The sequence below is a fragment of the Aeribacillus composti genome (genome assembly GCF_007827555.1).
Classification (GTDB): Bacteria; Bacillota; Bacilli; order Bacillales; family Aeribacillaceae; genus Aeribacillus; species Aeribacillus composti.
Map to the genome: position 1 here is coordinate 23,922 of NZ_VISS01000013.1, position 14,200 is coordinate 38,121.

General features: G+C 40.3%; 14 protein-coding genes. All 14 read left to right on the forward strand.

Features of this window, described 5'->3' with window-relative positions:
* Nucleotides 1–17: 17 nt before the first annotated feature.
* Nucleotides 18–920 (forward strand): succinate--CoA ligase subunit alpha, encoded by a 903-nt coding sequence (sucD, locus tag FB379_RS08340; protein WP_066246522.1) that lies wholly within the window; start codon nucleotides 18–20, stop codon nucleotides 918–920.
* The gene (gene dprA, locus FB379_RS08345; protein WP_082830336.1) at nucleotides 898–1,863 is read left to right on the forward strand and encodes a DNA-processing protein DprA; all 966 of its coding nucleotides are present in this window, start codon (nucleotides 898–900) and stop codon (nucleotides 1,861–1,863) included. Before sucD ends, dprA begins: the two co-directional genes overlap by 23 nt.
* 160 nt (nucleotides 1,864–2,023) lie before the next feature.
* Complete coding sequence (gene topA / locus FB379_RS08350; RefSeq protein ID WP_063388416.1) at nucleotides 2,024–4,102, forward strand: type I DNA topoisomerase; 2,079 nt, start codon at nucleotides 2,024–2,026, stop codon at nucleotides 4,100–4,102.
* Nucleotides 4,103–4,220: 118 nt separating this feature from the next.
* A complete protein-coding gene (gene trmFO / locus FB379_RS08355; RefSeq protein ID WP_066246520.1) occupies nucleotides 4,221–5,528 on the forward strand; it encodes an FADH(2)-oxidizing methylenetetrahydrofolate--tRNA-(uracil(54)-C(5))-methyltransferase TrmFO in 1,308 nt (435 codons plus the stop codon).
* A gap of 63 nt (nucleotides 5,529–5,591) precedes the next feature.
* Nucleotides 5,592–6,503: a tyrosine recombinase XerC gene (xerC, locus tag FB379_RS08360; protein ID WP_144597741.1), complete on the forward strand. Its 912-nt coding sequence runs from the start codon at nucleotides 5,592–5,594 to the stop codon at nucleotides 6,501–6,503.
* A 14-nt stretch (nucleotides 6,504–6,517) separates the two neighbouring features.
* Nucleotides 6,518–7,060, forward strand: coding sequence for an ATP-dependent protease subunit HslV (gene hslV, locus FB379_RS08365; protein WP_082829323.1), 543 nt, complete (start codon nucleotides 6,518–6,520; stop codon nucleotides 7,058–7,060).
* 15 nt (nucleotides 7,061–7,075) lie between these two features.
* Complete coding sequence (gene hslU / locus FB379_RS08370; protein ID WP_063388413.1) at nucleotides 7,076–8,479, forward strand: HslU--HslV peptidase ATPase subunit; 1,404 nt, start codon at nucleotides 7,076–7,078, stop codon at nucleotides 8,477–8,479.
* A gap of 32 nt (nucleotides 8,480–8,511) precedes the next feature.
* Nucleotides 8,512–9,291, forward strand: a complete 780-nt coding sequence (codY, locus tag FB379_RS08375) for a GTP-sensing pleiotropic transcriptional regulator CodY (RefSeq protein WP_066246516.1) — start codon at nucleotides 8,512–8,514, stop codon at nucleotides 9,289–9,291.
* Between the two features lie 348 nt (nucleotides 9,292–9,639).
* Nucleotides 9,640–10,029, forward strand: coding sequence for a flagellar basal body rod protein FlgB (gene flgB / locus FB379_RS08380; RefSeq protein ID WP_063386658.1), 390 nt, complete (start codon nucleotides 9,640–9,642; stop codon nucleotides 10,027–10,029).
* Nucleotides 10,029–10,472 carry a flagellar basal body rod protein FlgC gene (flgC, locus tag FB379_RS08385; RefSeq protein WP_066246514.1) on the forward strand — a complete coding sequence of 148 codons (444 nt, stop codon included), beginning with the start codon at nucleotides 10,029–10,031 and terminating at the stop codon, nucleotides 10,470–10,472. Before flgB ends, flgC begins: the two co-directional genes overlap by 1 nt.
* 16 nt (nucleotides 10,473–10,488) lie before the next feature.
* Nucleotides 10,489–10,785, forward strand: coding sequence for a flagellar hook-basal body complex protein FliE (gene fliE / locus FB379_RS08390; RefSeq protein WP_066246512.1), 297 nt, complete (start codon nucleotides 10,489–10,491; stop codon nucleotides 10,783–10,785).
* A gap of 46 nt (nucleotides 10,786–10,831) precedes the next feature.
* Nucleotides 10,832–12,436, forward strand: coding sequence for a flagellar basal-body MS-ring/collar protein FliF (gene fliF / locus FB379_RS08395; protein ID WP_144597742.1), 1,605 nt, complete (start codon nucleotides 10,832–10,834; stop codon nucleotides 12,434–12,436).
* A 13-nt stretch (nucleotides 12,437–12,449) separates the two neighbouring features.
* A complete protein-coding gene (fliG, locus tag FB379_RS08400) occupies nucleotides 12,450–13,451 on the forward strand; it encodes a flagellar motor switch protein FliG (RefSeq protein ID WP_063386662.1) in 1,002 nt (333 codons plus the stop codon).
* Nucleotides 13,444–14,196 carry a flagellar assembly protein FliH gene (gene fliH / locus FB379_RS08405; protein ID WP_158640176.1) on the forward strand — a complete coding sequence of 251 codons (753 nt, stop codon included), beginning with the start codon at nucleotides 13,444–13,446 and terminating at the stop codon, nucleotides 14,194–14,196. Before fliG ends, fliH begins: the two co-directional genes overlap by 8 nt.
* Nucleotides 14,197–14,200 lie beyond the last annotated feature (4 nt).

The window sequence follows — 14,200 nt, forward strand, 5'->3', positions numbered from 1 at the left end:
GAAAGCGAGGGAGAAGAATGAGCGTATTTATTAATAAAGATACAAAAGTAATCGTTCAGGGGATTACTGGATCTACTGCGTTATTCCATACGAAACAAATGCTTGAATACGGAACGAAGATTGTCGGCGGGACATCCCCAGGCAAAGGCGGTCAGGAAGTCGAAGGAGTTCCGGTTTTCAACACGGTTGAAGAAGCGGTGAAACAAACCGGTGCCAATGCTTCCGTTATTTATGTCCCAGCTCCTTTTGCAGCGGATGCCATTATGGAAGCGGTTGATGCGGAGCTTGACCTAGTCATCTGTATTACAGAACATATCCCGGTTTTAGACATGGTCAAAGTAAAAAGATACATGGAAGGAAAGAAAACTCGATTAATCGGACCGAACTGCCCGGGAGTCATCACACCTGGCGAATGTAAAATCGGCATTATGCCTGGATATATCCACACTAAGGGACATGTCGGAGTCGTTTCCCGTTCAGGTACTTTGACATATGAAGCGGTTCATCAGCTATCGCAAGCAGGCATTGGTCAGTCAACGGCTGTTGGAATTGGCGGGGACCCTGTAAACGGCACAAACTTCATTGACGTGCTAAAAGCATTTAACGAAGATCCGGAAACATATGCCGTCATTATGATTGGTGAAATCGGGGGTACAGCGGAAGAAGAAGCAGCTGAGTGGATTAAAGCAAACATGACAAAACCAGTCGTAGGATTTATCGGCGGACAAACAGCACCTCCAGGAAAACGCATGGGACATGCGGGCGCAATTATTTCCGGAGGTAAAGGAACAGCAGCGGAAAAAATTAAGAAAATGAATGAATGTGGTATTAAAGTCGCAGATACTCCTTCCGTTATTGGCGAGACGTTAATCTCAGTTTTAAAAGAAAAAGGTTTATATGAAAAATGCAAAACTCATTAAAACAAAAGGAGTAGCCACAAGGCTATTCCTTCTTTATAGAATTGAGGTGAGGGCTATTAATCCTAGAAATTTATTAATAAAACTCGCTCATTGCAAAGGTGCGGCAAAGAGAAGAATCGTTCAGCTTTTTGAACAGGAAGGCATGTATGAAGAAGCTCTGCATCTAACGCCTCAAACATTAGCCACCCGTCTGTTTATTCCTCCTAAAAACTATTCAACGTTTATAGAAGATTACCAATCCATTTCAACGGAGAGCCTGCTAAACTATTATAAAAACAGGAATATCCACCTGATTACGATCATTGATTCCCATTATCCAACGTATTTAAAGCATATTTTTGATCCGCCTCCCGTTTTATTTTGCCAAGGGGATATTAGTCTATTAAAAAATATCCGAAATTTAAGCGTTGTCGGAACTCGTCATGCATCGAAATATGGCTGCGACCTTGTTCAATATTTTGTTACGCATTTGGCGAAGCAAAAATTTACGATAATCAGCGGGCTTGCCCTCGGTATTGATGCGAAAGCCCATTGGACGGCCATTGAGGAGAATTCGAAAACAATTGCCGTAATCGCTGGCGGATTTGATCATATTTATCCGAAGGAAAACATGGAGCTGGCTAAAATCATCCAAAAGGAGCATCTTCTCCTCTCTGAGCATCCTCCATATAAAAGACCGGAAAAATGGATGTTTCCAATGCGAAATAGAATTATTAGCGGATTAAGCTTAGGAACCTTTGTTGCTCAAGCTTCCAAACGAAGCGGTTCTCTTATCACTGCCCAGCATGCTTTGGAACAAGGGAGAATCGTTTTTTCACCCCCGGTGCCATTATTTGATCCATTATTTCAAGGGAATATACAATTGTTAAAGGAAGGGGCAGCGCTTGCCCTGTCACCTGATGAGATTATAGAAGAATTAAAGCCGATGTATGAAGAAAAATAATTTTTTTGCGTCTAAAGGCGGAAGCTGATGAATACTGTTTGACAAAATGCATTGGAATATTTAATAATAGTGAAGATTATTTTAACAGTTGAATGATCAACAATCATTTTCATAAACTGATGCATAAAAAGAGAGAAAACCTCTTAAGGAGGAAAAATGAATGTCGGACTACTTAGTCATTGTGGAGTCGCCAGCAAAGGCGAAAACAATTGAAAAGTATTTAGGAAAAAAATATACCGTGAAGGCTTCAATGGGCCATGTTCGGGACTTGCCTAAAAGTCAAATGGGAGTTGACATAGAGCACAATTTTCAACCAAAATACATCACGATAAGAGGGAAAGGGCCGGTTCTGAAAGAGCTCAAGAACGCTGCCAAAAAGGCGAAAAAAGTTTTTCTTGCAGCCGACCCGGACAGAGAGGGAGAGGCGATTGCGTGGCATTTAGCGCAAAGCTTAGATATTGATATCCAATCCGATTGCCGCGTTGTGTTCAATGAAATTACAAAAGATGCGATCAAAGATTCTTTTAAATCGCCAAGAGCTATTAACATGGATTTAGTTGATGCCCAGCAGGCAAGAAGGGTATTAGACAGGCTGGTCGGCTACAATATCAGCCCGATCCTTTGGAAAAAGGTAAAGAAGGGTTTAAGTGCCGGGAGAGTTCAATCTGTTGCTGTCCGTCTAATTATCGATCGTGAAAATGAAATTAAACATTTCAAGCCTGAGGAATATTGGACGATTAACGGAGACTTTCTTAAAGGAACGGAGTCGTTTGAAGCTGCTTTTTGGGGTGTTGAAGGCAAAAAAAAGGATTTGAAAACCGAAGAAGATGTAAAACAGGTGCTCCAAAAAGTTATTGGAAATGAGTTTACTGTAACGAAAGTAACAAAAAAAGAACGGAGAAGAAATCCTGCACCTCCATTTACAACTTCCTCTTTACAGCAGGAAGCTGCAAGGAAACTCAATTTCCGTGCGAAGAAAACGATGATGGTAGCACAACAGCTGTATGAAGGAATAGACCTCGGCAAGGAAGGCACTGTCGGATTGATTACTTATATGCGTACCGATTCCACGCGAATTTCAGACACAGCGAAATCGGAGGCAATCAGTTATATTGAAAAGATGTTTGGCAGTGAATATGCGCAAGCCAAAACGAGAGGAAGTCAGAAATCAGGCAATGTTCAGGATGCTCACGAAGCGATACGGCCGACCAGCGCTTTTCGAAATCCGGATGGAATAAAAGACTTTTTAACAAAAGACCAATATAAATTATACAAACTGATTTGGGAACGATTTATCGCGAGCCAAATGTCGCCGGCTGTCATGGATACGATGAGCGTTGATTTGGAGAACAATGGTGTTATGTTCCGTGCAAACGGTTCAAAAATCAAATTCCATGGTTTTATGAAAGTATATGTAGAAGGGACGGACGATCAAGAAGAAGATAAAAGCAATCGTCTTTTGCCTGATCTTCAGGAAGGGGATAAAATCTTTTCAAAAGATTTAAAACCGGAGCAGCACTTTACACAGCCGCCTCCAAGGTATACGGAAGCGAGGCTTGTCAAAACGCTGGAGGAATTAGGCATAGGACGTCCTTCTACATATGCACCGACGCTCGATACCATTCAAAGAAGAGGGTATGTTGCGCTTGAAAACAAACGATTTGTCCCAACAGAACTTGGCCAAATTGTCCACGAGCTGATGATGGAATTTTTCCCTGAAATTTTGGATGTGGAATTTACTGCGAAAATGGAGCATGATTTAGATGATATTGAAGAAGGAAAAGTAAATTGGGTAAAAATTATTGATGAATTTTATCATGATTTTTCAAAGAATGTTAAAAAAGCCGAAAATGAAATGGAAAAGGTAGAAATAAAAGATGAATATGCCGGTGTAAAGTGTGAAAAATGCGGAAGCGAAATGGTTTACAAAATGGGAAGGTACGGAAAATTTTTGGCTTGCTCCAATTTTCCAGACTGCCGCAATACAAAACCAATTTTAAAAGAAATCGGTTTGAAATGTCCGAAATGCCATGAGGGAAATATTGTGGAGAGAAAGTCGAAGAGACGCCGCGTATTTTATGGATGTGACCGTTACCCAGAGTGCGATTTTATTTCTTGGGAAAAGCCGGTTGAAAGAAAATGTCCGAAATGTGGAGAAATTTTGGTAGAAAAACGTTTGAAAAAAGGTGTTCAAGTGCAATGTTCTTCTTGCGACTATAAAGAAGAACCGCAGCGTTAACAAATATCTTCTCTTTGGTGAGCAATGTAAAGCTCACCTTCTTCATGGAGATATTTCGGCAGTTTTTTACGAAAACACAACAAGAAGAGAGCTTTTATAAAGACGGAGGAGTGCTAAAATGAACAATCAAGTTGTCAACGTTATCGGTGCTGGGCTAGCTGGAAGCGAAGCGGCATGGCAAATTGCCAAAAGAGGAATTCAAGTTCGCTTGTACGAAATGCGTCCAAAAAAGCAAACTCCGGCCCATCATACGGATAAATTTGCTGAACTGGTCTGCTCTAATTCGTTGAGAGCCAATTCTTTGACAAATGCAGTCGGAGTATTGAAAGAAGAAATGAGAATGTGTGACTCCGTAATTATTTCGGCTGCTGATCAATGTTCCGTTCCGGCTGGGGGTGCACTTGCCGTTGATCGCCACGAATTTGCGGATATCGTCACTAAACGGGTGAAAGAACATCCCAATATTACCGTCTTTCACGAAGAAGTGACGGACATTCCAGAAGGGCCGACGGTAATAGCAACAGGACCTTTAACTTCAGAAGCATTATCGGAAGCATTAAAAAAGCTTACTGGCGAGGAATATTTATATTTTTACGACGCAGCCGCACCGATAATTGAAAAAGACAGCATTGATATGGAAAAAGTATATTTGAAATCAAGATACGACAAAGGGGAGGCTGCATATTTAAACTGTCCGATGACAGAGGAAGAGTTCGATCGCTTTTATGAGGCATTAATCAGCGCGGAAACTGTTCCTCTAAAAGAATTTGAGAAAGAAATCTTTTTTGAAGGATGCATGCCGATTGAAGTCATGGCAAAGAGAGGAAAGAAAACGCTTCTTTTCGGACCGATGAAGCCTGTCGGCTTGGAGCATCCCGAAACAGGAAAGCGTCCTTTTGCCGTCGTCCAGCTGCGGCAGGATAATGCGGCAGGGACTTTGTATAATATCGTCGGCTTCCAAACTCATCTAAAATGGGGTCCGCAAAAGGAAATCATTCAGATGATTCCGGGGCTTGAAAAGGCGGAAATTGTCAGATATGGAGTGATGCATCGAAATACGTTTATCAATTCCCCGAAACTGCTTAGACCAACTTATCAATATAAAGGGCGCGAGGATTTGTTTTTCGCCGGACAAATGACTGGCGTAGAAGGCTATGTTGAGTCAGCTGCTTCCGGATTAATAGCAGGCATTAATGCGGCATGCCTCGTTTTGGGAAAGGAATTGATTGAATTTCCTGATGAAACAGCAATGGGAAGCATGGCAAAGTATATTACAACGGCAGATCCGAATAATTTTCAGCCGATGAATGCGAATTTTGGTCTTTTTAAACCGCTTGACACCCACATTAAAGTGAAAAAAGAAAGAAATGAACAATTGGCAAAAAGAGCACTTCAAACTATTCAAAAAATTTCGAAAAAATTATAAAATGGATTGAAAGGGCTACTGCAAATGTGATACGATTTAGTAGCCCTTTGTGAGGTGCTAAGAGTGGAAAATGTTAAGAATTATTTAAATTTATTCATTGAATATTTACAAATTGAAAAAAATTATTCACAATATACAATTGTGAATTATCTGCATGACTTGAATGATTTTTTTTCTTTTATGGAAAAAGAAGGGTTAGAAAGGCTGGATGACGTTCAATATTCAGATATACGTATTTTTTTGACGGATTTAAGCAAAAAGTATTCCAAAACATCCATTTCCCGTAAAATTTCAAGCATTAGAACTTTTTATTATTTTCTTTTGCGGGAAAAATATGTAACGGACAATCCTTTTTCTTTAGTGTCACTTCCGAAGCAAAAAAAAGCGATCCCTAGATTTTTATTTGATGAGGAGCTGGAAATGCTGTTTTCCATTTCCGACCTGAATGATCCGCTCGGGCAGCGGAATCAATTGATTTTGGAATTTTTATATGGAACGGGAATCCGTGTGAGTGAATTATGCCAAATTCGCCTTGAAGACCTGGATTTTTCCATTGAGACCATTTTAGTAAATGGAAAAGGAAACAAACAGCGCTATGTGCCTTTCGGAAGCTATGCACGTCAGGCAGCGGAACGATATATCCATGATGGCAGAAGCAAGCTGATGAAAAATCAGTCCGGACAGGATCATCGCTTTTTGTTTGTAAACCATCGGGGAAAGCCTTTAACAGCAAGGGGAGTTCGGTATATCTTAAAACAGCTGATAGATAATTCAGCAAAAAATCTGCATCTTCATCCGCATATGTTTAGGCATACTTTTGCGACTCACCTCTTAAATGCTGGAGCTGACTTAAGAAGTGTTCAAGAACTTTTGGGCCATGTTCATTTATCATCAACGCAAATTTATACCCATGTGTCAAAAGACCATTTAAAAAATGTTTATATGGCCTACCATCCACGGGCAAAAGATTCTTAAAGGGAGGCTTGCAATTGTCAACATTTCATGCGACAACGATTTTTGCCATTCGCCATAAAGGACAATGCGCGATGGCAGGTGATGGACAAGTAACACTTGGCAATCAAGTTGTGATGAAGCATACAGCACGAAAGGTCCGAAAAATTTATAATGGAAAAGTGCTTGCTGGATTTGCGGGATCTGTTGCTGATGCGTTTACGCTGTTTGAAAAGTTTGAAGGCAGTCTGGAAGAGTATAACGGCAATTTGGCAAGAGCGGCTGTGGAAATGGCAAAAGAGTGGCGAAGCGACAAAGTATTAAGACAATTAGAAGCAATGTTAATTGTGATGGATGCCCAAAAGCTTCTGCTCCTTTCTGGGACGGGTGAAGTAATCGAACCGGATGATGGCATTTTAGCTATCGGCTCAGGGGGAAATTATGCCCTTGCTGCAGGCCGTGCATTGAAACAATATGCCGGTGAACAAATGTCTGCCAAAGAAATCGCTAAATCCGCTCTAGAAATAGCAGCAAATATTTGCGTTTTTACGAACAATAACATTATCGTTGAGGAACTTTAGAAAGGAGGGAGGCGAATGAAAAAAATGCAATTATCTCCGAAACAAATTGTTGAACGATTAGACCAATACATAGTCGGTCAGGAAGAAGCGAAAAAAGCGGTTGCTGTTGCGTTAAGAAATCGATACCGGAGAAGCTTATTGGATGAAAAAATTCGCGATGAAGTGGTTCCGAAAAACATTTTAATGATTGGTCCGACTGGGGTTGGAAAAACTGAAATTGCTAGGAGAATTGCAAAGCTCGTCGGCGCGCCCTTTGTAAAGGTGGAGGCAACAAAATTTACAGAAGTAGGGTATGTCGGGCGAGATGTGGAATCGATGGTCCGCGATTTAGTGGAAACTTCCGTCCGGCTTGTGAAGGAAGAAAAAATGCAGGAAGTAAGAGCACAAGCGGAAGAAAACGCCAATCGCAGGCTGATCGAGCTCCTCGTTCCGAGTAAGAAAAAACAGGCTGCTTACAAAAATCCTTTAGAAATGCTTTTCGGAGGAAATCAACAAACAAATTCGTTCGAAACGCAGGGAGAAAATGAACAGGATCTAAAGGAGAAGCGGAGAGAAATCGCCCGCAAATTAGCAGCAGGCGAACTAGAAGACCATTTTGTTACGGTTGAAATTGAGGAACAGCAGCCCTCTATGTTCGATCTCCTGCAAGGGACAGGGATGGAGCAGATGGGCTTTAATATGCAGGATGCTTTGAACAGTCTTCTTCCAAAAAGGAAGAAAAAAAGAAAGCTTACTGTGAAAAACGCCCGAAAGGTTTTGACGAATGAAGAAGCAGCAAAACTGATTGATATGGACGAAGTGACACAGCTTGCCATTGAACGCGCGGAACAATCAGGCATCATTTTTATCGATGAAATCGACAAAATTGCCAAAAACGGCCACAACAGTTCTGGTGCTGATGTTTCCCGCGAAGGTGTGCAAAGAGATATACTTCCAATCGTGGAAGGATCTGCAGTTGTAACAAAATATGGCACCGTAAAAACCGACCATATACTCTTTATTGCAGCTGGCGCTTTTCACATGGCGAAGCCATCGGATTTAATCCCTGAATTGCAAGGACGTTTTCCGATTCGCGTGGAATTGAAAAAGCTAACGGCAGATGATTTTGTCCGAATTTTAATTGAACCGGATAATGCTTTATTAAAACAATATGAAGCATTATTGGAGACGGAAGGTATAAAATTAGAATTTTCTGACGAAGCTATTCGTAAAATTGCTGAAATTGCTTACCAAGTGAACCAAGATACAGATAATATTGGGGCAAGAAGGCTTCATACCATTTTAGAAAAACTGCTGGAAGACTTGTTGTTTGAAGCGCCGGATATAAATTTAGAAAAGGTTGTGATTACACCGAACTATGTGGAAGAAAAATTAAATAAAATTGTTCAAAACAAAGATTTAAGTCAATTTATTTTATAAAAAGATGAAATTTTTTAGGAGGATTTGAGATCATGGAGTTATTAGAAAAAACAAGAAAAATTAATGCGATGCTGCAAAAGGCGGCAGGAAAACCTGTTAATTTTAAAGAAATGGCGGAAACATTAAGTGAAGTCATTGAGGCAAATATTTTTGTGCTCAGCCGCCGAGGAAAAGTATTAGGCTTCGGCTTGAACAAGCAAATAGATAATGACCGCATGAAAAAAATGCTGGAGGAAAGAAAATTTCCTGAAGAGTATACGAAAAGTTTATTTAATATTACCGAAACGTCACCAAATTTAGATGTATATAGCGAATATACTGCATTTCCTGTTGAGAACCGCGAGCTCTTTAAAAACGGATATACGACCATTGTTCCGATCATCGGAGGAGGAGACCGCTTAGGAACCCTTATATTATCTAGACTGGGAACTCAATTTAATGATGATGACCTAATATTGGCTGAATACGGGGCAACTGTTGTTGGAATGGAGATTTTAAGAGAAAAAGCCGAGGAAATTGAAGAGGAAGCGAGAAGCAAAGCGGTTGTCCAAATGGCAATCAGCTCTTTATCATACAGCGAACTCGAAGCGATCGAACACATTTTTGAAGAATTAAGCGGCACAGAGGGATTGCTAGTTGCAAGCAAAATTGCTGACCGCGTCGGCATTACCAGATCTGTGATCGTCAATGCGCTTCGCAAATTAGAAAGCGCTGGAGTCATTGAATCTCGTTCTCTTGGTATGAAAGGCACATATATTAAAGTGTTAAACAACAAATTTTTAGTTGAACTAGAAAAATTAAAAAACCATTAAAAGAAAGCTGCTCTAAAGGTTTGTTTATCAAACCTTTTGAATCAGCTTTTTATAAATGTTTTCTACAAATTTCTTATTGAAAATCGGCTGATTTGTCTAATTTCAATAAGTTCTAACCTCCTACTCATCCCTCTGAAAAAGCTGCAGAATCAAATTCCAATGTTAAAAAAGTGATAGTCATTTAGAACTAGAAAAAAAATAATCGCAATGTACGACGATTTTTTACAAATTATACATAGACTTTAAGCTGTTTCTTTTTTAAAATAATATTTATAAATTAGCAAAATTCGACATTTTTACTTCTTATTTCTTTTGCAATACAAGATCATCATACTTTTGGAGGGAGCAATGAAAATATTTTCTAATTCAATAGCCAATTTGGAGCAGGCAATTCGAATTTCTTCCTTAAACGGAAAAGTTATAGCCAATAATATTGCAAATGTGGACACTCCAGGGTATAAAGCGAAAACAGTTAATTTTAAAAACGTTTTGGATCAACAAATAAAACTGGATGCATATCGGACCAATCCGCGTCATCTTCCTTTTGTGGGCAGCGAAAGCACATCGATTGTGGAAACGAGGACAAACAGTGCTTATCAGCATAATGGGAATAATGTCGACATTGATCAAGAAATGGCAAAGCTTGCGGAAAATCAAATTTTCTACAATGCATTGATTGACAGATTGAATGGCAAATTTAATTCATTAAAAACAGTAATAAAAGGTGGTCGTACATAATGGGGATTTTTCAGTCTTTAAACATTTCCGCATCAGCTTTAACAGCTCAGCGGCTGAGAATGGATGTCATTTCATCGAATATGGCAAACATGGAGACGACTAGAGCTGAATATGTGGACGGGCAATGGCAGCCTTACCGCCGGAAAATGGTTGTAACAGCAGAGGATACAAAACCTTTCTCAGCTTTTCTGAATCAAGAGCTGAACGGCGTTGGAAACGGCGTGAGAGTTCAAGCCATTGTTGAGGACGAGACGCCTTTTAAAATCGTTTATGATCCCGACCATCCTGATGCAGACGAAAATGGCTATGTTTCTTTGCCAAATGTAGATCCTTTAAAAGAAATGGTCGACTTAATCAGCAGCACGCGCTCATATGAAGCAAATGTTACAAGCTTTAATGCATCGAAAAACATGCTGCTGAAAGCATTGGAAATAGGGAAATAGAATAGGAGTGATGTAAATGATTGAGCAAATTTCTTTTCCGACTCAATCGATCCAGCTCGAAAACCGAGCACAAAGTGCGGAAAATTCTGGGAAATCATCCTTTTCAGATATGTTGAAAAAATCGCTGGAAGCTGTCAATGAAGCTCAATTAAATTCCGATCGGCTGACAAATGCTCTTGCAGCAGGACAAAATGTAGAGCTTCATGATGTCATGATCGCAGCACAAAAAGCGAGCATTTTACTTGAAGCAACTGTTGAATTCAGGAATAAAGTCATTGAAGCTTATCAAGAAGTGATGAGAATGCAAATATAATTAGTCTATTTAGAAATGGAATGTCATTATCGGGGGATCAGAAAGAATGAATCAAAAACTACTGCAAATAAAGGATACAATTTTGTCATTTTGGAGGCAAAGGACAAAATGGCAAAAAGCCCTCATCATCGGAGGCGCATCGCTCATCATCATTGCCATTATCGTTTCGTCAATAGTTTTGTCAAAACCGAAAATGATACCGCTATATACGAATTTATCATTGGAAGAAGCTGGCCGAATCAAAGAAACCCTCGATAACAAAGGGATTCAATCGGAAATAGCCGATAACGGAACAACTATTAAAGTGCCGGAAAGCGAAGCAAATGCACTGAAAGTGGAGCTTGCTGCTGAAGGTATTCCTGAAAGCGGAAATATCGATTATTCGTATTTTGGACAAAATATCGGTTTTGGCATGACAGATAATGAATTTGATGTATTAAAATTAAAAGCTACACAAACAGAACTGGCCAATTTAATTAAAGAAATCGAAGGCGTAAAAAACGCTAAAGTGATGGTCAATTTACCTAAAGAAACGGTATTCGTCGGCGAGGACGCAGGAGAAGCATCAGCTTCCATTGTTTTAAATTTGGAGCCGGGTTACAAGCTTGACCAATCGCAAGTGAATGCACTCTATCACCTTGTTTCCAAGAGCGTGCCGAATTTACCTGTTGAAAACATTGTTATAATGGACCAAAATTTTGATTATTATGATTTGAAACAAGAGGATACACCTGGCACTAATTTTGCTTCCCAGCTTGAAATCAAATCGGAAATTGAAAAAAATATTCAACGGCAAGTGCAAAGAATGCTGGGTACGATGATGGGCCAAGACAAAGTGGTTGTCAACGTATCAGCTGATATTGATTTTACCCAGGAAAAGCGGGAAGAAAACTTAGTCGAGCCAGTTGATGAGGAGAACAATGAAGGAATTGCCATCAGTGCAGAACGGATTACGGAAACATACACAGGTACTGGGGCGCAAGCTGCCGGCGTTGCTGGAACAGGTCAAACAGATGTCCCGAATACATATCAACAGGCTGCCGGTGCAAACGGAGAAGGAGAATATGAAAAAATTGAAGACCGAATTAATTATGAGGTAAACCGGATCAAACGGGAAATTGTTGAAAGTCCATATAAAATTAGAGATCTGGGCATTCAAGTCATGGTTGAGCCCCCGAATCCGGAAAATCCAAATTCGTTGCCGCAGCAGAGTGTAGATGATATTGAACAAATTTTATCAACAATTGTTCGGACAAGCATCAATGAAGATCCGGAGGCCGAGCCGTTAACGGATCAAGACATTGAGGATAAAATCGTAGTTTCTGTTCAGCCGTTTTCAGGCAAAATAAATGCGGATGATTTGGAGGAGCCATCATCATTCCCAATTTGGGGCTATGTGTTAATTGGAGCAGGCATTCTGCTTCTTGGCTTGTTATTCCTATGGTGGTGGAAAAGACGGAGAGACGAAGAAGATGAGTATGAAGATGATGAATTTGACGAAATAGAAGAAGTGGTGCCGCAGCCTGTGCAAGAAGAAGAATCTGTCGAGCAAACGAAAGCAAATGAGCAGCGTAGAAAGCTTGAGGAGCTTGCCAAAGAGAAGCCTGACGAATTCGCTAAACTATTGCGCACTTGGCTCTATGAAGACTAGGGGGAAATGACATATGAAAAAGTTAAACGGTAGGCAAAAGGCTGCTATTTTATTGATCTCCTTAGGTCCGGAAGCTTCTGCTTCCGTTTATAAACACCTCACGGAAGAAGAAATTGAAAAGCTTACATTAGAAATATCGAGTGTACGGAAAGTGGATTCGCAAAAAAAAGAAGAAGTGATTGAAGAGTTTCATCAAATCGCCCTTGCGCAAGATTATATTGCCCAAGGGGGGATCCAATATGCGAAAGAGGTGCTTGAGAAAGCATTAGGAGGGGAAAAGGCAAGTGAAATAATCAGAAGGCTGACATCTTCTCTTCAAGTACGGCCGTTTGATTTTGTTAGAAAAGCAGATCCGGCTCAAATTTTAAACTTTATACAAAACGAGCATCCGCAAACGATCGCTTTAGTTTTGTCCTATCTGGATGCCAAGCAGTCGGGACAAATTTTATCGAGCTTGCCTCAGGAAGTTCAAGCGGATATTGCAAGAAGAATCGCCATTATGGACCGCACATCCCCTGAAGTAATTAATGAAGTTGAACAAGTTTTAGAGAAGAAGCTTTCTTCTACTGTAACGGAAGATTTCACAGAAACGGGTGGAATCGAAACAGTAGTGGAAGTGTTAAACGGTGTCGACCGCTCGACAGAACGAACGATACTGGAAGCACTAGAAGTGCAGGACCCCGAGCTGGCCGAAGAAATCAAAAAGCGGATGTTTGTATTTGAAGATATTGTTACCTTGGATAACCGCGCCATTCAGCGCGTCATTCGCGAAGTGGATAATAATGATCTCATGCTGGCGTTAAAGGTTGCGTCGGATGAAGTGAAAGAAATTGTCTTTAAAAATATGTCAACTAGAATGGCGGAAACATTCAAGGAGGAAATGAATTACATGGGTCCTGTTCGGCTTCGTGATGTAGAAGAAGCGCAATCAAGAATTGTTGAAGTGATAAGAAGATTAGAGGATGCTGGCGAAATTGTGATCGCTCGAGGACAAGGAGATGAAATCATTGTCTAGAGTCATAAAATCCGGCCATGCTTGGTCATTGCACAAGCCGCACAAATTGGCGATCAGAACGATCCAAATTCAGGAAGAGTTCGCCGCTTCCGATCAAGAAGAGAACACACAGCGCTCACAGTTCCTTGAGGCAGCCCATTTGGAAGCAGAGAAAATTTTAGAAAAAGCTGAAGAAGAAAAAACGCGATTGCTTAAGGAGATCGAAAAAGAAAGGGAAGCTTGGCAGGAAGAAAAAGCGCGCCTAATAGAAGAAGCAAGAAAAGAAGGGTATCAAGCCGGTTTTGAAAAAGGGAAAAAAGATGGACTTCAAGAGTATGAAAATGTGATTGAATCTGCCAGACAGGTAGTCCAGCTTTCCAAAAAAGATTATGAGAAAAAAATAGAAGCTTCCGAGGAAACCATTATTGAAATTGCTGTAAAAGTAGCGGAAAAAATTATTGCAGCCAACCTAAAGCGAGAGCCTGAACTGTTTACTGGATTGGTTCGCGAAGTGATTTGTGAAGTAAAGGAATATCCAGAAGTCAAAATATACGTTCACCCTGACAAATATGAATTTATGCTTGAACAAAAAGAAGAATTAATGGAACTATTTACAACTAAAACGGAGCTCTATATTTTTCCGGATATAAATTTGCCTGAAAACGGAATTTGTGTGGAATCGCCATTTGGAAAAATTGATGCGAGCATTGATACACAGCTGGAGCAATTAAAAAGCAAGCTGTTAAATCTTGTCAGGGAGGATTGAAGCG